Annotated in this window: 23 protein-coding genes; 13 read left to right on the forward strand and 10 right to left on the reverse strand. The window is 39.2% G+C overall.

Translation table 11 applies throughout. The features are described 5' to 3' along the window. Positions 1 to 30: 30 nt before the first annotated feature. Both GWK51_RS12475 and GWK51_RS12480 read right to left on the reverse strand, forming a co-directional pair. Positions 31 to 885: a MaoC family dehydratase gene (locus tag GWK51_RS12475; RefSeq protein ID WP_161933963.1), complete on the reverse strand. Its 855-nt coding sequence runs from the start codon at positions 883 to 885 to the stop codon at positions 31 to 33. A gap of 121 nt (positions 886 to 1006) precedes the next feature. Beyond that, positions 1007 to 2398, reverse strand: coding sequence for a 3-oxoacyl-ACP reductase (locus GWK51_RS12480; protein ID WP_161933964.1), 1392 nt, complete (start codon positions 2396 to 2398; stop codon positions 1007 to 1009). A 243-nt stretch (positions 2399 to 2641) separates the two neighbouring features. Between GWK51_RS12480 and GWK51_RS12485 the strand changes: the two genes are divergently transcribed. Then, positions 2642 to 4168 carry an acetyl-CoA C-acetyltransferase gene (locus tag GWK51_RS12485; protein ID WP_161933965.1) on the forward strand — a complete coding sequence of 509 codons (1527 nt, stop codon included), beginning with the start codon at positions 2642 to 2644 and terminating at the stop codon, positions 4166 to 4168. 102 nt (positions 4169 to 4270) lie between these two features. Here GWK51_RS12485 and GWK51_RS12490 read toward each other — a convergent pair whose 3' ends face one another. Both GWK51_RS12490 and aceI read right to left on the reverse strand, forming a co-directional pair. Beyond that, positions 4271 to 4846 carry a DedA family protein gene (locus tag GWK51_RS12490; protein ID WP_235941146.1) on the reverse strand — a complete coding sequence of 192 codons (576 nt, stop codon included), beginning with the start codon at positions 4844 to 4846 and terminating at the stop codon, positions 4271 to 4273. A gap of 302 nt (positions 4847 to 5148) precedes the next feature. Beyond that, positions 5149 to 5577: a chlorhexidine efflux PACE transporter AceI gene (gene aceI / locus GWK51_RS12495; RefSeq protein ID WP_100241714.1), complete on the reverse strand. Its 429-nt coding sequence runs from the start codon at positions 5575 to 5577 to the stop codon at positions 5149 to 5151. 132 nt (positions 5578 to 5709) lie between these two features. On the opposite strand from aceI, the gene aceR reads away from it, so the two are divergent. From aceR to GWK51_RS12515, 4 genes are all read left to right on the forward strand, one after another. After that, positions 5710 to 6600, forward strand: a complete 891-nt coding sequence (aceR, locus tag GWK51_RS12500; protein WP_161933966.1) for an HTH-type transcriptional regulator AceR — start codon at positions 5710 to 5712, stop codon at positions 6598 to 6600. An 88-nt stretch (positions 6601 to 6688) separates the two neighbouring features. Further along, complete coding sequence (gene tal / locus GWK51_RS12505) at positions 6689 to 7675, forward strand: transaldolase (RefSeq protein ID WP_161933967.1); 987 nt, start codon at positions 6689 to 6691, stop codon at positions 7673 to 7675. Between the two features lie 79 nt (positions 7676 to 7754). Continuing rightward, complete coding sequence (gene leuE / locus GWK51_RS12510; RefSeq protein WP_161933968.1) at positions 7755 to 8408, forward strand: leucine efflux protein LeuE; 654 nt, start codon at positions 7755 to 7757, stop codon at positions 8406 to 8408. A gap of 139 nt (positions 8409 to 8547) precedes the next feature. Beyond that, positions 8548 to 9720, forward strand: a complete 1173-nt coding sequence (locus GWK51_RS12515; protein ID WP_161933969.1) for a benzoate/H(+) symporter BenE family transporter — start codon at positions 8548 to 8550, stop codon at positions 9718 to 9720. Positions 9721 to 9780: 60 nt separating this feature from the next. Here GWK51_RS12515 and GWK51_RS12520 read toward each other — a convergent pair whose 3' ends face one another. Both GWK51_RS12520 and GWK51_RS12525 read right to left on the reverse strand, forming a co-directional pair. Then, a complete protein-coding gene (locus tag GWK51_RS12520; protein ID WP_142768614.1) occupies positions 9781 to 10125 on the reverse strand; it encodes a DMT family transporter in 345 nt (114 codons plus the stop codon). 72 nt (positions 10126 to 10197) lie between these two features. Further along, positions 10198 to 11199, reverse strand: coding sequence for an alpha/beta hydrolase (locus GWK51_RS12525; protein WP_161934035.1), 1002 nt, complete (start codon positions 11197 to 11199; stop codon positions 10198 to 10200). 316 nt (positions 11200 to 11515) lie between these two features. On the opposite strand from GWK51_RS12525, the gene GWK51_RS12530 reads away from it, so the two are divergent. Beyond that, positions 11516 to 11959, forward strand: coding sequence for a universal stress protein (locus tag GWK51_RS12530; RefSeq protein WP_161933970.1), 444 nt, complete (start codon positions 11516 to 11518; stop codon positions 11957 to 11959). Between the two features lie 112 nt (positions 11960 to 12071). Beyond that, a complete protein-coding gene (locus tag GWK51_RS12535) occupies positions 12072 to 12515 on the forward strand; it encodes a universal stress protein (RefSeq protein ID WP_100241720.1) in 444 nt (147 codons plus the stop codon). Positions 12516 to 12684: 169 nt separating this feature from the next. On the opposite strand, the gene pepN is transcribed toward GWK51_RS12535, so the two are convergent. Further along, a complete protein-coding gene (gene pepN, locus GWK51_RS12540) occupies positions 12685 to 15291 on the reverse strand; it encodes an aminopeptidase N (protein ID WP_161933971.1) in 2607 nt (868 codons plus the stop codon). 203 nt (positions 15292 to 15494) lie between these two features. On the opposite strand from pepN, the gene GWK51_RS12545 reads away from it, so the two are divergent. From GWK51_RS12545 to thiM, 4 genes are all read left to right on the forward strand, one after another. Beyond that, entirely contained in the window at positions 15495 to 15938 is a 444-nt protein-coding gene (locus GWK51_RS12545; protein WP_161933972.1) for a hypothetical protein, read from the forward strand. Positions 15939 to 16074: 136 nt separating this feature from the next. Then, positions 16075 to 16350: a hypothetical protein gene (locus GWK51_RS12550; protein WP_216071768.1), complete on the forward strand. Its 276-nt coding sequence runs from the start codon at positions 16075 to 16077 to the stop codon at positions 16348 to 16350. A gap of 171 nt (positions 16351 to 16521) precedes the next feature. Then, positions 16522 to 17685 carry a hypothetical protein gene (locus GWK51_RS12555; RefSeq protein WP_161933973.1) on the forward strand — a complete coding sequence of 388 codons (1164 nt, stop codon included), beginning with the start codon at positions 16522 to 16524 and terminating at the stop codon, positions 17683 to 17685. Positions 17686 to 17745: 60 nt separating this feature from the next. Then, positions 17746 to 18567 (forward strand): hydroxyethylthiazole kinase, encoded by an 822-nt coding sequence (gene thiM, locus GWK51_RS12560; RefSeq protein WP_407925988.1) that lies wholly within the window; start codon positions 17746 to 17748, stop codon positions 18565 to 18567. Between the two features lie 39 nt (positions 18568 to 18606). Here thiM and GWK51_RS12565 read toward each other — a convergent pair whose 3' ends face one another. After that, positions 18607 to 19338, reverse strand: coding sequence for a hypothetical protein (locus GWK51_RS12565; protein ID WP_161933975.1), 732 nt, complete (start codon positions 19336 to 19338; stop codon positions 18607 to 18609). A 525-nt stretch (positions 19339 to 19863) separates the two neighbouring features. Here GWK51_RS12565 and GWK51_RS12570 point away from each other — a divergent pair. Both GWK51_RS12570 and GWK51_RS12575 read left to right on the forward strand, forming a co-directional pair. Continuing rightward, positions 19864 to 20349, forward strand: a complete 486-nt coding sequence (locus tag GWK51_RS12570) for an Lrp/AsnC family transcriptional regulator (protein ID WP_100241727.1) — start codon at positions 19864 to 19866, stop codon at positions 20347 to 20349. A gap of 335 nt (positions 20350 to 20684) precedes the next feature. Continuing rightward, on the forward strand, positions 20685 to 22142 hold the full coding sequence (locus tag GWK51_RS12575) for a DASS family sodium-coupled anion symporter (RefSeq protein ID WP_161933976.1): 1458 nt from the start codon (positions 20685 to 20687) through the stop codon (positions 22140 to 22142). A gap of 105 nt (positions 22143 to 22247) precedes the next feature. Here the strand turns inward: GWK51_RS12575 and GWK51_RS12580 are convergent, their stop codons facing one another. Both GWK51_RS12580 and GWK51_RS12585 read right to left on the reverse strand, forming a co-directional pair. Continuing rightward, positions 22248 to 22469 (reverse strand): hypothetical protein, encoded by a 222-nt coding sequence (locus GWK51_RS12580; protein ID WP_161933977.1) that lies wholly within the window; start codon positions 22467 to 22469, stop codon positions 22248 to 22250. A 32-nt stretch (positions 22470 to 22501) separates the two neighbouring features. Next, the gene (locus GWK51_RS12585; RefSeq protein WP_161933978.1) at positions 22502 to 24178 is read right to left on the reverse strand and encodes an ATP-dependent nuclease; all 1677 of its coding nucleotides are present in this window, start codon (positions 24176 to 24178) and stop codon (positions 22502 to 22504) included. Between the last annotated feature and the right edge of the window lie 60 nt (positions 24179 to 24238).

Genomic DNA, 24238 nt, shown 5'->3' on the forward strand with positions numbered 1-24238 from the left:
TTAACAACTTGGGCTTTATTTAGTGAGTGTTTAGCGTGCAGTAATATGACCAGTTACATGCGGTTTTTTATTCTTACTGTTTTGAATAAGAAAATCGATATTTTTCCCTTCCTGTGCAGTTAAAAATTCAACTTTAGAAGGTAAATACATTGGCAGTTTAAACCACACATCTGCCTCATAACTGTCTGGCAAACTTAAATTGGCCAAGGCTTTGGCTTTACTCCACATCCCATGCGCAATCGCTTGTTTAAACCCAAAGGCTTTCGCAGTCAGTGCGTGAATATGGATAAGATTAAAGTCACCTGAAGTTAAGGCATAACGGCGACCTGTATTTTCAGACACAGACCATTCGGCTTGTACTGCATAATTTGGGCGAGTTTCTTCTTTTGCATTCGTTGCAGCTTTTGCATCTGTCTTTTGACGCGCAAGATACGTTGTGACGCCCTGCATGACCACTTCATTACCCACTTTTGCAGTGGTAATGAAATCAAACTGTACACCTTTATCGTGCGGCTTCAATTCACCAAACTGACATGACAGGCTTAAACTTTCATTGACACCGATCTTACGACTTTGCGAAACCTGATTACGGATATGTACCAGACCTAAAATTGCAAAAGGAAATGCCTCTTGCGTCATCATATGCATTTGTAGGCTTTGCGATAATACCGCCAAATAAATAGCAGGAATGTAGCCATTATTTTTAAAACCACATACTTCGTTATAGGCTTTTAGATGTTTTGGATCAACTTTAAAAGAATCCACCACATATTCAACTTGCGGCAGGACTTTTTCGCCTTTCGGCTTTTTAAAAATGAGTCCCTGCACAATTTTTGGATAAGCCAAATAAGGTTTCGGAAGTTGAGAAAAATGGCGCGTATTCATGTTGAACCTTTTAATTATAAATCTAACTTTTAAGTTATTACTGTACTTGAGTAACGTATCCAGTAGGGTGAAGCGCTCACCCTACAGGTTATTTCACTTCATATCTTATACAAGAGAGTATTTAAGCACCTAATAAACTTTGTCCACATACGCGAACAACGTTACCGTTTAAACCTGTTGAAGCGGCAGAAGCAAACAAAGCAATCGTTTCAGCGACATCGACAGGTAAACCACCTTGGCTCATTGAGTTCATACGGCGACCTGCTTCACGAATAGCAAAAGGAATCGCTGCGGTCATTTGCGTTTCAATGAAACCTGGAGCAACGGCATTAATGGTTATACCATTATTTAAGATTGGTGCTGTAAATTTCACCACACCAATCACGCCTGCTTTTGACGCTGCATAGTTGGTTTGGCCTAAATTACCCGCAATACCTGAAATTGAAGAGACACAAATAATGCGACCATTGGCATTCAAACCATCATGTTCTAGCAAATAATCATTGACACGTTCAATCGCGGACAAGTTAATGTTAATGACCAAGTCCCAAAGCTCTGGCTTCATGTTCGCCAAAGTTTTGTCACGGGTAATGCCTGCATTATGCACAATAATATCGACACCACCTCGTGCTGCTGCAGCGGCTTTAATTTTTTCACCTGCGTCTGCAGCCGTAATATCAATCGCTAAAGTTGAACCGCCAATTTCCCCCGCAACACGGTCCAAATCGGCTTGTTGCTGTGGCACGTCTAAACAAATGACATGCGCACCATCACGTGAGAGTACATGTGCAATGGCTTCACCAATTCCACGGCTCGCACCTGTCACGACTGCAGTTTTGCCTGCAAGCGGTTTAACCCAATCCACATCAACCACATCTGCCTGAGAAACTCGAATGACTTGACCTGAAACATAAGCAGAACGAGGAGATAATGCGAAACGTAAAGTCGATTCTAGGTTTGCCTCTGCACCCTCATCGACATACACCAATTGTGCTGCAATCCCCTTTTTGAATTCTTTACCGACAGATTTTACAAAGCCTTCTAAAGCACGTTGTGCAATCGCTTGTTTCACGGTTTTAGCAGATTCAGGTGTGGTGCCAATGACAATCACACGACCTGAAGCAAGAATTTGACGTGAAATTGGGTTAAAGAAGTTATACAGCTCTTTCAATTGTTCAGAGTTTTGGATACCCGAAGCATCAAACACCACCGCCTTAAATTTCGATTCACGATCACCCTCATTAAAGGCACTCAGTTTTAAACCTTTAGTCGCAGCAACTTGTTGTAATTCTGCATTGTTGCCTGCATAGCTGTTGGCATGAATATTGGCAAGTACTTGAGAAATAGCCCCAGACAAGGTGCTGTTTGGTGCTGCACCCACTAAAACAGCACCCTTAATGACTGGTGTTGCAGACTCAAAACGATCTAAAAACGTCGGGGCTGGTAAACCTAAATTTTTAATGACAAATTTACCAATTGGAGATTTTGCGAATGCTTGGTATTGGTCAGTCATGTTTATTATCTCTCAAAACTAATTAAATTTATTTGATGGCTTTTAAACTACTGTTTAACTTCAATATCATGCCAAAGACATAGATTTCAATAGACCCATCAGTTTCCGTTGAATCATACTTGAGTTAATCCAGCGATGACTTGACCCGAATGTATTCTGCAATGTCATTGTAGTCAATTCGAGCTATGCTGTATTGTGTTAATGTACACCTCAAGAATACTCTAACATGCTTGGAAAAGCCTTATGAGCAAAACAACTCAAGAAAATCCAGCAGTCGAACATTCTGTGGCTGAAACTGTGTCAAATACATCAAAAGCGCGTACTCGTACACGCAAAACAACGGACACAGCTTCTACGTCTGCAACTCCAACGACTACAACAACTCGTACACGTGCAACTTCTTCGCCTCGCAAAAAAGCAGCACCTCGTACGACTAAAACTGAATCTACAACTCAAACTTCTGTCCAACAGGAAAAAATTATGAGTCAAAACACTCCTCGCCGCGTTGCAATTATTGGTGGTAATCGTATTCCATTCGCTCGTTCAAATGGTGCTTACTTCACTGCATCTAACATGGATATGTTTACCGCAGCATTAAATGGTCTTGTAGAACGTTATAATTTACAAGGTCAACGTCTGGGCGAAGTTGTTGCTGGTGCAGTGTTAAAACATAGCCGTGACTTCAATATGACTCGTGAATGTGTGTTAGATACCGCATTAGCACCTGAAACTCCTGCCTACGATTTACAACAAGCATGCGGAACAGGCTTACAAGCAGCTTTCCAAGTGGCGAATAAAATTGCTTTGGGACAAATTGAAGTCGGTATTGCGGGTGGTGTAGACACCACTTCAGATGCACCAATTGCTTTCGGTGATGGTTTACGTAAAGCCCTCCTTGAGCTCAATATAGCTAAAACAGGTAAAGACCGCTTAAAAGCCTTAACCAAAATTAACCTCAAAGATTTGATGGATGCACCTAAAAATGGTGAACCACGTACTGGTCTTTCAATGGGTGATCATCAGGCGATTACCGCATTGGAATGGGGTATTTCACGTGAAGCACAGGATGAACTTGCTGCCTCTTCACATCAAAAAATGGCACAAGCTTATGAAGAAGGTTTCTTCGATGACTTGATCACGCCATTCTTAGGTTTAGACCGTGACAATAACTTACGTGCAGATTCTACTGCCGAAAAACTGGCAAAACTTAAACCTGTATTTGGTAAAGGTGATGCACGCACCATGACTGCGGGTAACTCAACACCGTTAACTGATGGTGCATCTTGTGTGTTACTTGCCTCTGAAGAATGGGCAAAAGCCAATGGTCATGAAGTATTGGCATATTTAAGCTTCACTGAAACTGCTGCTGTAGACTTCATTGGCAAAAATGGGCCGAAAGAAGGTTTGTTGATGGCACCTGCTTATGCAGTTCCTCGTATGCTTGAACGTGCAGGCATTACCCTGCAAGATTTTGACTATTATGAAATCCATGAAGCCTTTGCATCACAAGTGCTTTCAACCTTAAAAGCTTGGGAAGATCCACAATTCTGTAAAGAACGTTTAGGTTTAGCTGCTCCACTAGGTTCTATTGATCGTAGCAAACTGAATGTTAAAGGTTCTTCTTTGGCTGCGGGTCATCCATTTGCTGCAACTGGTGGTCGTATTCTTGCAACTGCTGCAAAACTACTGAACCAAAAAGGTTCAGGTCGTGTACTGATCTCGATTTGTGCTGCAGGTGGACAAGGCGTAACGGCAATTGTTGAAAAATAATTGACTTGAACCTGATATAAAAGCACTTTTCCGGAGGTGCTTTTTTACTTTAATACTCATGAACGACTCCTTGAAAATTAAAGTCTTTAAGAAGATAGAGCCTTATTTTTTTATTTTGGATTTAGAAATGATCGGTAATAAAAACCGCCCAGATAAAATACAAATCACCACAGCACCGACAATTAGTTCGGAGGATTCATTATCATGGATGAACCCTTGCCAGAATTGATGCAACCAATGTGAGACTTGTAAACCCACACTTACCACAACGAATGCCCAAATAAAACATGCCAATAGATTGATGAGCATATAACGCAATGTCGGATATTGCTTAATGCCAATAATCATGGGAATCACTGTTCGTAGTCCCCAAGCAAAACGCATCAACAAAATACTTAAGGTTGGATAGTTTTCAATTAATACACTGGCTTTTTGAAATCTAAGTTTTAATTTTGGGTGCTGATCAATAAAGTCATATCCATATCGTTTCCCGATTTGGTAATACAACTGATCGCCAATAAAACCTCCAATCATGGCAGAAACTATTAACAACCAGAAATTAAGCACATGTTGATGCACGGCATAAGCACCGAGCATCAGGATAGTTTCCCCTTCAAAGAATGATCCGATGATGACGGCAACGTAACCATAATGCTGTAATAAGTAAGTCCAATCCATCAGCGTACTCGGCTTGTTGTTATAAGGACATCTTCATTCATAGACTTAAAGCTAAGATAAATCCCGAGCTTCCATCTCTCTTTTAACTATTATATTGCAGATCATCTTAAAGTCTAAAAATAAACTGAAATGATACAACTTTGCAGTTTCCTTCAACTTACAACTATATGACACTGCTTCCAATCACTTTATTTATCTTCAGACAATTAAAATCGCATCGTATTTTTTTATTTTGTGATGAATTTGCTTTAAAACGATTCACACCTGCACATAAAAAAAGCCACGTTATGTGGCTTTTTTATTTAGGACTGATGCGCTGGAGAATATCCTAGGCGCATTTCAATATGGTCATAACACCATTGGAAGATAAAGGTATAAACCAAAATACACATGGTCAAACTGAAATCTAATAAAACAGCCTGCCAAATAGTCATCTGCATGGCATAGGCAACCATAGGAATGGTGGCCAACATCAAACCACCTTCAAAGCCAATGGCATGCATAATACGCACTGGAACAGTACGTTTGAGTTTACGACGGCGTTCGAACTTTTCAAAAAAGTGATTAAACACCATATTCCAAATCACGGAGGTAACAGCCATGGCAATACCAAGGCTACCCGTGACTTCCATTGGCATATTAAAAATAAAACTTAATGCGATCGCAATGATGACCAACAGGATGATCTCATAGCTCAACGCATGAACAATCCTTCTCTTGGAAATCAACATTTGAAACTACTCTTTGTCTTGGATAGCTGCTATTTTATTTTTATAATACTGATTAATCGAGTTAGATTCTTTCAGTTTTATTGAAAGGTTGTACTTAGAACTTTTTTATTAACTAAAGCAAAAACCAGACCAATGAATATTAACCAAGATCAGCTGATTATTTTTCAAACTGTAATGGAAACAGGATCATTTTCTGCTGCTGCGCGAAAATTAGGTAAAGTCCCCTCTGCAATTAGTATGTCTATTGCCAACCTTGAAATTGATTTGGACTTAACCCTATTTACCCGCCAAGGTCGTGAACCCATTCCTACCGCCCAAGCCCTGACCTTATACGAAAAAACCCAACAACTACTAATTGAAATGAACCAATGGAAACAACATGCCTACGCCCTAGCACAAGGTCTGGAATCCAGTTTAAATATTGTGGTGGTTTCTGAGTTACTGCATACCGATTGGACGGATTATATTCTACTACTCGAACAACGCTTTCCTGAGTTACAAATCAACATTTTTTCTGCGCCGCAGGAAGATGCACAGCAAATGCTACTGGACCAGTCGGCACAGTTAGCGCTGATGTTCGAACGCGAACATTTACAAAGTGGTGAGCAATTTGTCGAGTTAAAACGCGAAGTACTGATTGCCGTTGCAGCAAAAAACTATGCGCTCGCCCAGTTTGATAAAGTCAGCTATGAACAGGTCTTACAGAGTCGCCAAATAGTGGTTGCGAGTCGTGATCGCAGCATAAAACCTGAATTACTCTTTTCCAAAAGTTATTGGCGTACCGATAATCACCACTCGGCATGTGCCATGATTCTGCAAAACTTAGGTTGGGGCGTGCTGCCTTATGAAATGCTGAATGAAAACCCATCACTACAGCAACAATTAAAAATCCTCAACTTTCAAGATTTCTCACCGAAATTTGAATATTACGTCGATTTGGTCTGGAGTCGTGAAAGCCAGCTCGGTGCCGCTGCTCATTTTTTGATTGATCATATTCGAAACAGTAAAAAAAATGCGAATTAAATTGCCCCGAACCCTTGATTGCACTTGGGCTGGATAAAGATTGTGGTATAACTAAATCACGGGTACAACTTTTAAGAAATAGATTTCAATGACACAAAATGCGTTAAACCAATTAAAAAAGATGACAACCATCGTTGCGGATAGCAGTGATTTAGCTGCAATTGAAAAATTTCGTCCGCTGGATGCAACGACCAATCCTTCTTTAATCACGGCTGCTGCCAATCAACCTGAAAATAAAGAATTGATTGAAGCGGCATATGAACAAGCAAAACAGGAAGGCTATACTGCTGACGCATTGATTGAACGTACGATTGATATTCTGACTGTCAAATTCGGGGTCGAAATCTTAAAACTGATTGAAGGTCGTGTCTCGACTGAAGTTGATGCATCTTTGTCTTATGACACCGCAGCCACGATTGCAAAAGCCAAAGAACTCCTAGCACTTTATAAGGCTTATGGCATTGATCAAAACCGCATTCTGATTAAGATTGCATCAACTTGGGAAGGAATCCAAGCCGCTCAAGTATTAGAAGCAGAAGGGATCCATTGTAACCTCACCCTATTGTTTGGTTTACATCAAGCGCAAGCTTGTGCCGATGCCCAAGTCACCTTAATTTCACCATTTGTGGGTCGTATTCTGGACTGGTACAAAAAAGCTGAAAATGTAGAAAGCTATCCTATTGATAAAGATCCGGGTGTGGTCTCTGTGAAACAAATTTATCAATACTACAAGCAGCACCAGATTAAGACTGAAATTATGGGAGCAAGCTTCCGTAGTATTGATCAAGTGCTTGGCTTAGCCGGTTGTGATTTATTAACAGTATCTCCAAGTTTATTGGCTGAATTAGAGCTTGATACACGAGAAGTACAGCTTCAGCTTGATCCGAGCCAAGTCACTATCAGTTCAGAACCTGCAACAGCGATTGATAAAACGACATTTAAAGACCGTCTAGAACATGACTTGATGGCATTCCAATTGTTACAAGGCGGTATTGATGGCTTTATTAAAGCGCGTGAACAACTCAATACATTATTACGCCAATCTTTCGGCTTAGATGCTGAAATTCAAGCCTAAATTTACGCACCATTACTGCGCAAATCTCAAGCCCGTTTTGTTACAATAACAAAATGGGCTTTTTTATAACGAGTATATTGTGTTTGGTATTACGGATCTCAGTACCTATATTATTGGAACGATTTTAATCGTCATTCTCCCTGGTCCAAACTCATTATATGTTATGTCCATTGCCTCTCGCTTTGGCACACGAGTGGGCTATCTCGCGGCTTTAGGCGTATTTACTGGCGATCTAATTCTGATTCTTTGTACCATTTTTGGTGCAGCATCGCTATTACACAGCTTTCCGTGGTTGTTCACCATTTTAAAAGTAGTTGGCGCAGTCTATTTATCCTATTTGGGTAGCCGACTGATTCTTGCCAGTGTTCGGACTTGGCGTGGGACTACAGCGCAAGAACTGGAAAGTTCGGGTGATACATTAACTTATAAAGATGCACAGCCTTATCGTACCGCTTTAACCATTAGTATTTTGAATCCTAAAGCGATTTTATTTTATCTCTCCTTCTTTGTGCAGTTTGTAGACCCAGCTTATCCTTATCCAGCCATCAGTTTTACCTTAATGTCTGTCATTCTACAGATCATTAGCATGCTGTACTTAAGCGTTCTGATTTTCTCTGGGGTACGTTTTGCTGCCTATTTTAACCAACGCTACCGTCTGACTGCTGTTGCTGTCGCGGTTGTGGGCTTTGCATTTTTGGCTTTTGGTATGAAATTGGCTTTTTCTACGCTGTAGTTGAATAAATTTCAATGAAAACTGTAAAAACGTGAAATATCATTTATTTTTTAGATATTCACTTCTCCCTAATAAGGGTTAAGCGTATGATGCTAAACCTAAGCTTAACCCTTTGGTCAAATAGAATAAGTACGGATACATGCAAAAACTCATTCAAGATTTTTCTATTCCCGCAGTCTTCGCAGGTTTCATCACCTTCCTTATTGGTATCAGTGTTTCCGCAGTCCTTGTGATACAAGCTGCCCAGATTCTAGGTGCAAATACAGCGCAAATTACCTCTTGGTTTTGGGCATTAGGACTGGGCATTGGTCTGGCGGGCATGTTCTTATCATGGAAATTGAAATACCCAGTATCCACCGCTTGGTCAACCGCAGGTTTAGCACTCATTATTGCCACAGGCAGTGGCTATAGCCTCAACGAAGCGATTGGCGCATTCTTGGTCTGTGGTTTAATTACGGCGGTATTGGGTTATCTTGGAATTTTCGAAAGAGTCCTGACTCTGATCCCACAAAGTTTAACCAGTGCCATGCTCGCAGGCGTACTGTTAAAATTTGGGATTGAGCTATTCGCCAGTCTTAAAACAGATTGGGGATTTATTCTGTCTCTATTGGCAGTCTATATTGTTGCCAAAAAGCTAACGCCACGTTATAGCATTGTATTAACCGTAATCGCGGCTGTCGTACTTTGCCCTGTATTTTTAGACTTCCATACGCCTACCGTGACTTGGAGCATGGCTCAACCGGTGTGGATGACCCCAGATTTTACTTGGTCTGCCATTCTGGGCTTAGCCCTGCCTTTATTTGTCATCAACATGGCTTCACAGTATTTACCTGGTATCGCCATGATTAAAAGTTATGGCTACCAACCAGATGTGAATAAATTGATAGGCGGTACGGGACTCATTCAAACGCTTCTCGCGCCATTTGGCTGTTATAGCGTGAATATTGCTGCGATTAGTGCCGCGGTCAGCCTAGATAATCAAGTTCATCCTGATCCAAGCAAACGTTATATTGCTGGGATTAGTTGTGGGTTCTTCTATGTGTTGATGGGCTTATTTGCCGCAACGTTGACCAGTCTTTTAATGTCATTCCCACACATTTTCATTGTGGCTTTGGCAGGCATTGCCTTATTCGGCACCATCAGCCACAACATCGCACTGGCTTTTCATGAGGTTTCTGATCGTGAAGCAGCATTAATGACTTTCCTATTCAGTGCTTCTGGTGTGCAGTTTTTTGGCATCGGTTCTGCCTTCTGGGGACTACTCTTTGGTTTTGCCGTTTCATTCATTATGAAATTGCGCATTAAAAAATAAAGATGATTCCATAAAACAAGCATGCGACCTGCATGCTTGTTTTATTTGAGGTCTTTTGGCTTAATGCCCAATGGAATTAGAAAATACATTCATCACAATGACCCCACCCACAATCATGGCAATACCGATTAAAGCAGGTAAATCCAAGACTTGCTTAAAAACAAAGAAGCCGACCAATGCGGTTAAAATAATTCCAACACCACCCCAAATCGCATAAGCGATTCCTAACGGAATGGTTTTAATCACTTGTGACAATAAATAGAACGAAATCACATAAAAAAGTACAACCAATAAGCTTGGTCCTAATTTCGTAAAACCTTCCGATTTCACTAAAAATGCTGAACCTGTCACTTCAGAAATAATCGCCAAAGCCAGCATTGCATAAGCCAAGAGTAGTGGATTCATGTTTGATTTCATCCTGCAAAAATTCTATGCGAAGCTTAACAGCACCCATCCAGTAAATATATGAATTTTCATTTATTCATCTGTCAATGCGCTGTAATGCCGAATAAACTCAATGGTTTGGTCAAATGTTTGCTGACTGGCTTTCAATTTCATCAAGAACTGATATTCATGAATTAACGGCTCATTACTATCGGGATAGAAAACCTCAGTCACAGCAATCTGATGTTGCTTCAGCGCAGCGACGAATGGCACAGATTGAGTATCCGTCAAAAAATCCTTATTCCCACCACTAATAAAAACTGCTGGATATTGAGGTGTCAGATGCTGTATCGGTGAAATTTCATTTAGAAATGCCACATCACTTTTACGCTCTCCTGTATAGGCTTGTACCAGACTATAAATTCCCCATTCAATGATCTTTTTCTCATCTGGTGCTGTCGCCACAAAGGATGCCATATCGTAAATACCACAATGCAGAATCAACCCTTTCAACTGTTGCGGTTGTATAGAAGGTACAAAGTCTGACTCGCGTACAAATTGAGGATTTGTAAGCAAAGCAGCATAATGACTGGCTAAATTAGCTCCTGCTGAATCTCCTGCCATATAGAGTTGATTTGCATCTATCTGATAATCCTCAGCATGCTTATTGATAAACTTGAGTGCCTGATTAATTTGCAATAATTGATTCGGGTAAATCACCTCTGGCGCAAATTGATATTCGACCGAGACCACATTCAACCCTTGCGCCGCCAATAATTTGAAATAGCCTCGCGCATGTTCCTTGGAACCTGAAACCCATCCACCCCCATGAATCCAGATAATAGTTGGGCGTAAACCCTGTTCTGCAATATGTTCAGGTTGATACAAATCCAAACTCAGTTTGGGATGATTCATATAGCGGATATTGGAATGAATCAGAATATTGGCAGGTGCATGACGATCTAATAATTTTTGCTGAGCTTGCGTTGCTGTATTAAAGCTTTTCGCAATCACTTTTGTGCTCTTGTACGTATTTTGGCATGCGGCTAAAAACAGCATGACACAACACAAAGCCATACATACAATTGTCTTCATCATCACAATTTCCATCAATTCTTTGTTTTATAGGAAAGAATAAAACGCATAAATCATGTCTAGTTTAAGATACTTACGCCAATAAGAGTGAGATCATTTATAAAAAATACTTTTGATCATCTGAGAAAAAATACATTATGAAATTCCAAGGATTTCTCTCGGTTTTTTCATTCGATGATCAATTGAACAAAACTATAAAATAGCAATTAATTTTATGAATTTACGTTGTTTTTTGCATTATATAAATTGATCCAAACCAGACAATGTGCTATCAATTAATAAGAAGCAATAATGATAAACAACAGGAGTAAATCCGATGTCTTACCAACATATTTTAGTTCCAGTAGACGGCTCTGCAATTTCATTTTCAGCAGTGAAACAAGCCTCAATTATTGCGAAAGCTTTTGGTAGCGAATTAACACTCATTAGCCTTGTTGCAGAAGATCCGTTTACAGAGGTCGACTTCTATTACTCTTCTGCAATTATGAAAGAATATTTTGTACAAGCTTATGCTAATGCTGAAAAAGCATTAAAAGAAGCGCTTGTGATTGCCCAAGCTGAAGGTGTAGAACCAACTACTCAAATTATTAAAGGTCAAGTTTCTGCCGAAGGCGTGGTGAAAACTGCAGAAGAGAAAAAATCGGACCTGATTGTGATGGGTTCACATGGTCGTAAAGGTTTCCAAAAATTCCTACTGGGCAGTTTTGCACAAGATGTACTCCGTGCTACGCAGTTACCTGTATTGATTGTAAAAGAGTAAAAAGTAATCTAAGCACCTGCTATGTTGTAGGTGCTTCTTCAGGTCTATGACCTAATAATTTATTTATTCGTTTCGAACCAAGTTTTATATTTATAATCGAAGGTGTTTATTCATGACTTATCAACATATTTTAGTACCTGTCGATGAATCCCCAATTTCATATACTGCTGTTGAACAAGCGCTTTCTTTAGCAAAATTACTAAATTGCCGCGTAACTGTGATGTGCGTGGTCGCTGTTGACCCTTTTGTTGGTGTGGATTTTTATAAAGTGGCTCCTGCGATTACTGATTATTTCATGCAGGCAGAAGAAAATGCACAAAAGCGTTTAGCCGACATTAAACAATCTTTTATTCGTGACGAAGTTGAGGTCGATACTAAAGTCATTCGCGGTGTTTCAGCAGCAGATGGCATTATTCAAATTGCCGATGAAGTCAGTGCAGACCTGATTATCATGGGTTCACACGGTCGTACAGGTTTTAAAAAGATGATGCTCGGGAGTGTTGCACAAGCTGTGCTGACCCAATCCCCTATCCCTGTCTTAATTGTAAAAGTCTAAATTATAAAATCCCTCACGTATGAGGGATTTTTATTGCCTTACAAATTCAACTATCCAAACAAGAAAACCCAAGTTCTACTCTTCTCCATTCATTATTTTTGTACATACAAATAAAAAGGCTATTCCTCATTACTGAGAAATAGCCTGACTTAGATTAAAAATTAAAAAATTAAATACTCAGCATACTATTTAAAGTTTCTACCACATTTTTAGATTTCACTTGTGGTTTCAATGCTTCTAAAGATGCCAAAACATTGGAGCGCTGTGGTTCTGCCAAGGTATACCAGCGTGACAATACCTGTAATAAACGTGAACCCAAAATCGGATTTTTCTCGTCTAAATACTTCGCCAACTCGACAAAATGCTGTACCCCAAAACTCCACGTATTCACAGGGTTGCTATTTAAGCCACCACTCACGGCACGAATACGGTTTGGCGTCCCCAAATCATAGTCAGGATGATTAAGTAAAGTTTGAATACTGGCTGCCGTCGCATTTGGATGTGATGCTTGCACCATAAACCACTGATCCAGAGAAAGCGCTTCTTCTTTAAAGCGATCATAAAAATCGTCTAAAGCATCTTGTGCCTGTGGTGCATCATTCCATACCAATACACGTAAAGCACCTAAACGCTCTGACATATTACCCGTTGTCATATATTGCGCATGTGCCAAACTATACGCATCCGCATCTTTTTGACGTGCCAACATCATCAGCATGATATTTTTTAGAGCACGCACACCCATCGCTTGAGAAAACTCTTTCTGCAAATCAGGATCTAATGCCAAGTAAGTCTCTTTACAGAACGAACCCAAAGCTTGCGCCAAAGTATTCAGTAAGGCATTGCGCTTTTCTTGAATCACTACCGGATTATAGTTTTCATCAATGCGGCTACCCAAATACCCTTCGCTTGGTACATCAAATAGACGTGATGCCAGTAATGGATCTTTTTCCACTAAAGCTGGCAAGGTATTTTTGATGGCTTGGACATAAATGGCAGCATCATGATCATTCAGCAACACACGCTCTAATAAGGTTTGTGTCGCCTGCCATTGGTTGAAACCATTGGTTTCATACTGAATTAAGAAAGCCAATTCTTCATCAGAATAATTAAAGTCCAAGTTTACTGGTGCCGAGAAATTACGCAGCAATGACACCACAGGTTTAGCCGTCACACCCGTAAATACGATACTGGCTTGATCTTGGTCAAACAGATACACGCCATCTTTCACACCATTTTCAAACAGTGCTTCCGATTGCAAAGTATATTGCTCGCCTGTCTCTGCATTAAACAAAGCCAAAGCCACCGGAATTGGTACAGCCTTTAAGTTTGGATATTTTGCATGCGCTTTCAGGCTTTGCTTGAAACTCAAACGATAAGTCTGTGCGGCAGCATCATACTCACCCGTTGCTTCAAGTTTTGGCGTACCTGGTTGGTTATACCACTTCAGGAAGTTAGACAAATCTACGCCTGAGCCTGCAGTCAATGCCGCAACCCAATCTTCTACAGTGACTGCTTGCCCATCATGACGACGGAAGTATTCATCAGTCCCTTTACGGAATTTTTCTTTACCCAATAGCGTCGACATCATGCGGTTAATTTCCGCACCTTTCTCATACACCGTAGCTGTGTAAAAGTTATTGATCTCGACAAAATGATCAGGACGTGGCGGATGGGACAACGGGCCTGAATCTTCTGGAAATTGATGTGCTTTTAATACTGCAACATCATCAATACGCTGTACTGCGGCAGACTGTAAATCTTCAGAGAAGGATTGATCGCGGAATACCGTTAAACCTTCCTTCAAGCACAATTGGAACCAGTCACGGCAAGTAATACGGTTGCCCGTCCAGTTATGGAAATACTCATGTGCAATCACCGACTGTACACGCATAATCGCGGCATCCGTGGTGTATTCTTCATCTGCAAGTACACAAGACGTATTAAAGATATTTAAGCCTTTATTTTCCATCGCACCCATGTTGAACTGGCTGACTGCCACAATCATGTAGTTATCCAGATCGTATGGACGACCATAATGCTCTTCATCCCAACGCATCGAATGCTTTAAAGCTTCCATCGCGATATGGCATTTCGGAATATCTTTTTCGATTGCATAAATTTCTAAGGCAACGTCACGACCTTCTGAAGTGGTGTAACGGTCTTTCAGTACAGCCAAATCACCAATCACACAAGCAAATAAATAACTTGGCTTTTTGGTTGGGTCTTGCCAAATCGCAAAGTGACGATCAGCACCGACTTCACCAGTTTCTAACAAGTTCCCATTGGCTAACAGCACAGGGTATTTTTTATCAGCTTCGACACGTGTGGTAAACACAGCCAAAACATCAGGACGGTCTGGATAGAAGGTAATTTTACGGAAACCTTCAGGTTCATTTTGGGTCACGAACAAATCCCCAGCTTGATACAAACCTTCCAGCATGGTGTTAGATTCTGGATGAATCACCACTGAAGTCTCAAGAATGACTTCATTTGGTGCATTATGGATCACTAATTGCTCTGCATCTAATGTATAGTCAGTTTCAGCAAGCAATTGACCATTCATACGAACAGATTTGAGTTCAAGATCACGACCCAATAATACTAACTCACCTTCAGTCTGACGTTGCATGACCAAATTGGCAACCACATTGGTGTGATCTGCATACACCTGAATATCCAAATTAATTGAATCTACAAGAAAGACGGGCTTTTGATAGTCTTTTAAATACACTGTCTGGTCTGCTTCAACCACTGGATTTGCCGCAATGTTCATATCATTTCCTATTTGTCATTTCAGCATGAATACTTCAACTGCCAGAACGTGCTTACATCGGCAGCAATCAGCTTCTTTGCTTTTATTTATATTTCAATATGGGTGTTTATTTTCTGCATTTCAATCATATTTGCGCATAATTTTTAGGGGATGTATTTTATTTATACGCTTTTATTCCTCCTCTATAAGTATGTTGGCTAAAGATGAAAATACAACACCTGATTTGCGCTATCGTACTCTCAAGTTTCGCATCGGTTGCAATTGCCGCGCCAACTCTTCAGTCTTGGGAGTGTCTAAAGTCTGAGACTCAGCATAATTTTGTTTTAGTCGCCCCTACGCGAGATTCTCGAATCATCCAATTGATGTACTATCCCTATTTAAAACCCGTCCGTTTACATCATGTTAAAACTGAATATGTAGAAATGGCAGAAGGTCGTCCCTTTGAGCAACATCTATTTTTTAATGAACGCAATGGCAAACAACTAACAGGACAATACGAAGTCATCTTGCAAGGTGCACGTATTTACGGTGTGACTTATACCGCCAAAACATCAGGTCGAATCACTGCCTATCAAGATTATCTTTCCAATGCAGAAAAACAAAAGCTCAATCAGATCCTGATACCAAAGAACATCGAATGTATTTGACGCATGCCACTTAAATAGACTTATATTTCATTTTTTCATCTTTAACTTAATCTCAATTTACGACCAAATTAACAAATTGATTAGAATTTGTGCATGCTTTTTGCTTATAGATATATGTGCAATCAGCAAAATAACAATGAGGTGTAAGATAAACATCAAAGAACAACTGGTCCGCGCTGCGAATATTAAAATCATGCAAACCTTAGATCAGGCAGGTATTGATCACAAGGTCATTGCTGCATTCATGTGCTGTGAAGGTATAAAAGTGCAAGCACATGAAGTAAGTACCATTTTAAATCAATATGATGCTTTAGGAAGCAAAAAACTCCCATCCAAAAAAGTCAAAGCCTTGTTGACGGCCAAACAACTTGGTGAAGAAGATGAAAGCCTGCCTTGCCCAGCAGCATACTAAGCGATACTTGAACCTTTCCACATCGAGCTACTGTTAAGTAGCTCTTTTTATTTCATCCATTTTAAAAACCTACAAAGCTTTGCAGAATTGCACAACAGTTGGGCACGGTGCAGAATCTAAAGGGTGTATAATCACAACGATAACTCTGTTTTCGGATTGACGACCACCACTATGCTGCTTCAAATTCTGCAAAAACAACTAGATGAAAGCACAACCTGTCCACTATGTCAGGCAGCAATGTATTGGGTTGAAGCAGAACAATATGACCAAGATGTCCAATTTCATGAATGCAGTCATTGTGCGCACCGTGTCTTTCAAGATGATAAACACACCTGTCATTGCGAGCGTTGTGCTGCCAAACGTAAAAAGCTTTTACAAGAAACACGCCTGCAAGAGCAACGCAAGTTTAAAACTAAAAATAAGGAAGTGGTTGAACTTGAATTGAGTCAACTCAGCTTTTTACACAAACTGTTTTTACTCAGCATGCTGGACAATCAAGTTCAGGAATATTCGGTACACGATGAATTTATCCATTGGGAAGCCATTAAGTTTCATCCGATTACACCCAATTATTTTTTTCAAAGCACCTTGCTCAAGCAATTGCTAAAAGACCAAATACTCATTGCCAAAGACTTTGCCGAAGAAGCACATGAATACTATGTCAATGTGCGTTTAGAGGGTTATTCAGAGCCGAGCTTGTTTAGTATTACCCAACAATTGAGACATTGGTTTTTTGAAAATCTACGCTTAGGCGTTCCATTTAAAGACGCAGAAGAAGTGAAAAATACTTTGTATTTGGTGCTCTATCAAGAAATCGTGCAATTCATGCAGTTCTATTGCAAATCTTGGGGCATTCAAATTGCTGGCAATCAAAGCTTTCAGACCTTTTGCTATCGCCTGATGGACACATTGGCCGTGGGTCAAATTTATTACCTCATCCAAACGGCTTTAGAATATCTGTATGAACAAAAAGCGCTAAAACCGCGCAATGAAAACTTTATTAACACCAATCTACTCAAGAAAACACTGCAACAGTACCGTGAACGCGCACTGGCAGAAAAATGGGAAACCTCTACCCTTCCTCGTTTACCTGGCATGCCACTGAGTAAAATGAGTGAGATCTTGTTTTTCAAGTTTCTGGGCTATGATGAGCGTATCTTCTTCCAACCTGTTTGGCGTTCATGGAAAAAAATTGAACCGCGTTTAAATTTCTATTCCGTCAAACGCTGTATGTATTGTGGTTCTAACGACTTGGCCGTCGATTATGATGCTGAAGAATACGTTTCTCTATTCTGTCGCAAATGTAAGCATCAAGACCACTATTTCACACGGTGAATGGTGAACATTATGTCTACACAATCCAACTCTTCCACATTTGACCTTCAGGATGACTCAGTGGATCAAACCGACCCTTTACTTCAGAAAATCATTGAAGCCCATACGCAACTGCGTGCGACGCAGCCACTGGTGCAATGTATCACTAATAGCGTGGCAGCCAATTATGTTGCGAATGTCTTGCTAGCATCTGGTGCTTCACCTGCCATGATCGACAACCCATTTGAAGCAGAAAGCTTTACTCGCATTAGCAGTGCACTTAGCATTAACTTGGGTACACCAACCACTGAGCAGATGCAAGCCATGCAAATTTCTGCCTTGACCGCACAGCAAGCTTCAGTACCTTGGGTACTTGATCCAGTCGGTTATGGGGCGATTTTATCTTGGCGTAGTGAAATGACCGATGAACTCCTTCAGTACCGTCCAACGGTCATTCGCGGTAATGCTTCAGAAATGAGTGCTTTAGCAGGCAACCAAGTGGAAAGCAAAGGGGTCGATAGTACGCTAGATAGTACTGAAGTCTATATTCAAGCATGGTCCCTGCTCGAACATGCCGAATGTATTGCGATTTCGGGCGAGTCAGATTTTATTCTGTCTAAAGAACTTGATTGTGTGATTCAGGTGAATGGTGGTTCGCATTTACAACCACGCGTCACGGCAACTGGCTGTGCCTTAGGGGCATTAATTGCTGCATATTGCGCAGTTACGTCCACCACGCTTGCGACATTGGCGGCACATGTGCATTTTGCCATTGCAGGTCAATTGGCATATCAAACTGCAAAAACAGTAGGTGCTTTTAATGTTGCATTTTTAGATGTACTGGATAGCCTTACGGCTGAACAAATCAGTGAGTATGCAAGTTTCAGCATGATTCGCAGGTAAAAAACAGATGTGAGCATAACTAGAATATGCTCACATCTATTAACTCGCTGCGCGTTCTATCGCATTTAAAATTGCGGCTTCGGTTAACATTTTAGTATTCAATTTACTGACACACATCATCCCCATCCCATCAAAAAAATCTGGTGTGTGCTGCATAAAGAAATCAATATGCTGATTCGCCTGATCATGCATATGAATTGACTCATCTAGAGTAGTTTCAGGGATCACTCTTGGATGTACATAAATATCTTCACGACGTTTTTGTACATCTGGTTTACGTACGGCAACCAATTTAAGTACGTCCAGATAATCCTGTGGTGTCTCGACATCGGTTCTTGGATAAAAATTATGTGCACACGATGCAAGCAAGGCATAAGCTTTTGGCTGCATCATAGTCATCACAAACCATAATGGAATCAGCGGATGTTTAATACTGTGCTGTACAGCGACTTTAATCACTGAGTTCACAGTTTTATTGCCTCGTTGATAATTCGGTAAGAATGACCCGCGAGAGTTCACCACAAAAATATTCTTTTCCCGAATATTTAATTTTAAAATTAAAATACTGTTATACCCTATTAATTTTACACCATCGAAATATTCTACAACTTGTACTGATATCGCATCAGGATCATGCATAAAATCAAAGAGTTCTTGCTTACATGTTTCAGGAAAAATGATGCGATCAAAATCTAAAAGTTGTTCTAAATATTGATTCTGATGTTCAGGGGCTAACTTCTTATAATCTACAATAGCTTCTGAAATATTCATAACTCCGTCCGAGTTGAATAGACCACATGATTGTAATACTACTTTTTGATTGCTGACATCCCCTAAATTAGGTAAATCAGCACACAATATCTTTAAATAAGATGATTATTCATCTTTTAAATCAATATATTACAGATTTACGTATTGAGTAAAATCAATAAGATATAAGTGAAATGCAACTTTAATTTAATGAATAGCAATCCCTAATATTTACACAAAATAACCCTTAAAAAATTTAAGTCTTTTTATCAATCATTTATCGGTTTTAGATCAATTTCTCTGATTATTATGCAAGCTCATGCAAAACCAAACCATAAAACGAACCAATAGCATCTTTAAGTCACCCTTCCCAAAAGATGCTATTGGCTCAATCATCACCTTTAACCCATTCGGTGATAACTTATATATTTAGTGTAATCATTAGCTTGAACAATTGTTTCCTGTATTTGAGCTTTATTTTCATAAAATCAGCATAGGAATGAAGTATATTTACATTTTAAAGAAGATTCTTCCATGGAATGAATTTTGAACAGCACAGAATATATACTCGATAAAATTGATCGAAAGATTTTATCTGCTCTACGTCAAAATGGCAGATTGACCGTTGCGCAATTGGCAGAAGAAGTCGGACTTTCATCCTCACCCTGTTGGACACGACTGAAACGCTTGGAAACTTTAAAAATCATTGATGGCTATACCGCCAACATCAATCCTAAAGCGATTGGTATTAATGAATTGTTCTTCATTGAAATTACTCTAGAACGGCATGATGATGAAATTCTAGAGCAGTTTAGTCAAACCTTGGCAGACATCCCTGAAGTGATTGAGGCGCATTTGGTGACTGGAGACTACGATTATTTGGTTAAAGTGGCAGTGAAAAACTCTGAGCACTATGAACGCTTTCTAAGAAAAAAGTTATATTCTATTAAAGGGATTCGACATACACGATCTACTTTTGCCTTACGCCCACTCAAGTCTGCAACCACATCAGATTTAATGTTAATTGAATAATCAAAAACTCTTTTACTGCAATTTATACAAATCTATGTTTTAATACGCGCAGTATGAGATGAGCCTTATATGAGTATAGCGATGTCTATACGACTAGCCCTGCGTAAGCGGGGCTTTTTATTGTCTGATTGAAATCATAAATTCATAATCTCTGTATATAACCACTCATAAGAATGAATATGCCGATCAGTGTTATATTGTTATTTAAGTCGACCATTTACTAAATTAGATTAAAATCTTTGTTTTATTGAGAATATGTTAAGCACACTAGACTTCGACATAATCACTGTTCATTATTAAATCACATAATAACTATATTTTTGGAGTACGCTTCAATGGGGTTCAAACTCATACCAACTATAATTTCAGTATCGCTTACCCTTATTATTTGGTTCTTTATCCCAGTCCCACAAGATGTTTCTGCAAATGCTTGGCTTCTGTTTGCCATGTTTATCGGGGTGATATCTGCCATTATTGGTAAAGCAATGACGATTGGCGCAATTTCGATTATTGCCATTGCACTTGTCGCAATTACTCGTGTTACTGCCGATAACCCAAGTGATGCAATTAAAGATGCGTTAAGTGGTTTTGCTAATCCCCTGATCTGGTTGATAGGTATATCTATCATGATTTCCAAAGGCTTACAGAAGACTGGATTAGGTGCACGCTTAGGCTATTTATTTATCGCAGTTTGGGGCAAAAGAACCATTGGTATCGGCTACAGTCTCGCATTATCTGAACTGATTCTTGCACCCGTTACCCCAAGTAACACAGCACGTGGTGGTGGAATTATCCATCCGATTGTGCGCTCTATTGCAACGAGTTTTGACTCCGATCCTGAAAAAGGCACAGAAGGAAAAATTGGTAAATATTTGGCTTTGGTGAATTACCACTCTAACCCCATTACCTCTGCCATGTTTATTACCGCTACCGCACCAAATCCTTTAGTAGTTGAACTGGTCGCAAAAGCCACCAATAGTCAGATTCATCTGAGTTGGACCACATGGGCTTTGGCGATGGTATTACCCGGTATTGTGGCTTTGGCGTTAATGCCAATTGCACTTTACTTTATGTACCCACCTGAAATTAAGAAAACACCGAATGCTGCTCAGTTTGCCAAAGAGCGTTTAAAGGAAATGGGACCCATTACCTTACAAGAAATGATTATGCTGGCTGTGTTTGGAATTTTACTGTTACTTTGGGCGGGTATTCCTGCAATGCTGTTGGGGGATATGTGGACATTAGATCCAACTACAACTGCATTTATTGGTTTATCTCTTTTATTACTGACTGGCGTTTTAACGTGGGATGATGTCTTAACTCAAAAAAGTGCATGGGACACTGTAACTTGGTTTGCTGCATTGGTGATGATGGCAACCTTTTTAAATAAGCTCGGCTTAATCGCTTGGTTTTCAGGTGTTTTACAAACGAGCATTGGACAACTTGGCTTAACGTGGGTTCCTGCTTCCATGCTTTTACTATTTGCTTATATGTACGCCCATTACATTTTTGCCAGTACTACTGCACATATTACCGCTATGTTTTCAGCATTCTACATTGCAGGTATCGCATTAGGTGCTCCTCCAATGTTCTTTGCACTGATAATGGCAGCAGCATCAAGCATTATGATGACACTGACTCATTATGCGACGGGCACATCCCCTATTATTTATGGTTCAGGTTATACAACGCTTGGTGAATGGTGGAAAGCAGGTTTTGCCATGAGCATTATTAATATGGTTATTTTTATAGTCTTAGGTGGAATTTGGTGGAAGATGTTGGGTTATTGGTAAGATAATTCAGTATTAAAAAGCCCCATCAAGGGGCTTTTTTAACGTCCATGTCTTCAAGATACTAAGCTACATCTATATGTATTTAACATATACCAACAAGGTTCATTAATCGGGCTTAATGTCATAGACCCAATCTCGAGCTTGTTTGTCTGTCGTTGTTTCACAAACATAGTAGTCATGATCCCATGAGTCTTGATGGAAAATTTCCATTTTTCGATAAGTGACTTGTTTGCCATTTTCGACACATACAAAACTGTCACCTTGGTCTTTAACAGCAGAACCATTAAGAAAACCACCTATGCAGAGGAATCGGGATTGTTTGGGCATATGGATTAACTTATCACCTTGTTCACTTAAATTTATTTAATAAAATACCGTTCTAATTGAATAACCAAATTATCAACGAATGGTTGATTATGATTAGAAATATTTTCATAAAGATTATATTTAACTGTTTTTTGTGCAATATTTTTCTTTATATCATTCAAATCATTTACACTTATTGTCTTGCCCATAGATTGCAATGTAGTTGTTAATGCGTCACTCCATTTGCATTTCTTTTTTGAGAATTGTGTAGTCATTAAATCTATTCCAAATTTATTAGAAATTATATCTCTATAAAAATCTAGCTTTAATAAATTTTCTAATTCTGATTCAATCATTCCTAGACTTACAACATGACAATAGGATTTTTGATCTAACTCTTTACTAGCCAATAATTTAGTAATACTTTCTTTTGCTGCTAAATCATTATCAACCACCACAAAACAGGAACATAGTTGATCTATAAACCATTTAAGGTTGTATGCTAGCTTACCCGCACCATCAATTGAAACAATTGCTAAATCTCCATCTTTAACTAGTCTTGCAAGTTTAGAGCTTTTCTCTTGAATCAACTTAGTCAAAAATATTTTATCACTTTCACCTTCAACCAATATTATTTTACTTGAATGAAGCAAATTATCAGAAGTTCTCACCCCTAAACACTCTCTTATTTCCTGAATCTTTTTTACAGACTTTACTTTATTATTAGAAACAAGAATGTTATTAGTTAATTTTTCTCTATGAACAAATATTGGGTTATGAGTTGAAATAATCAATTGATTTTCAGTTGAGAGCTCCTCTAAAGCACATTTTAAACTATGCATTGCTGATGGATGTAAATGTGATTCAGGTTCTTCAATCGCAATAATTGAAGCGCCGTTATGAATCTTCTGTCTATCCTTTAAAAGACCAACCGCTGCTAAACTCTTAACTCCATCACCTTTAAATTGAATATTCGTTTTATTTCCATCATCAATCTCAATAAAATAATCTTTTCTTAAACGATATTTACGCTCATAATCCGAAATTCCGAGGCTCACAGCTTTAATATTAGGTAAAAATTTTTGTAACGAAGTTTCAATAGTTCTCGAAACTCTATCCAATACAGGTTGTTGCAAGCCTTCAATTACATTAAGTGCCTCTTTATATGGTATTTCATTTTCAAGCCTAGCTAATTCTTCTTCAATCATTTCATTAATTGCTGAAATCGCTTCGCGCTCTGTACGGACAGCAGGTATGTATGTAAACTGAATTCGCTCAGCTATATATTTAGAAATAATTGTAGATTTTTTAGTTAAAGAACTGCTGCCCCTCTTTGGTACTAAAAACTCAGGATTACTTTTCTCATCAAATGTAATTTCAATACACAAATCGCCATTAGTTACACTTTTAATTACTTTTTTAAATTCAAGCTGTTCAATTTCATCTAGCTCAAAATACAATCTAAAAACTGTTTCTTTTTTGACTCTTGGTTTATTTTGCAATGAAATTGGAAAATCTCTATCCCATTCATATCTAACACTACGACTTGAACGATTTCTTATACTACGCCCATGATTTATCAAAGCATCCATAGCCATTTTTAGAGCAAGTAATACTGTCGTTTTACCTTCATTATTTCTACCAACCAACACCGAATATTCTGTTAAATCAATTTCACTACCTTCAGTAATACTTCTAAAATTTTTAATAGTAAATTTTGTTAATTTCATATATAGATAAGGGCTGATTAATCAGCCCTTATTTTTAACTCATTAAAACTTAATTATCAA

It is taken from the genome of Acinetobacter kanungonis, from assembly GCF_009939195.1.
Lineage (GTDB): Bacteria > Pseudomonadota > Gammaproteobacteria > Pseudomonadales > Moraxellaceae > Acinetobacter > Acinetobacter kanungonis.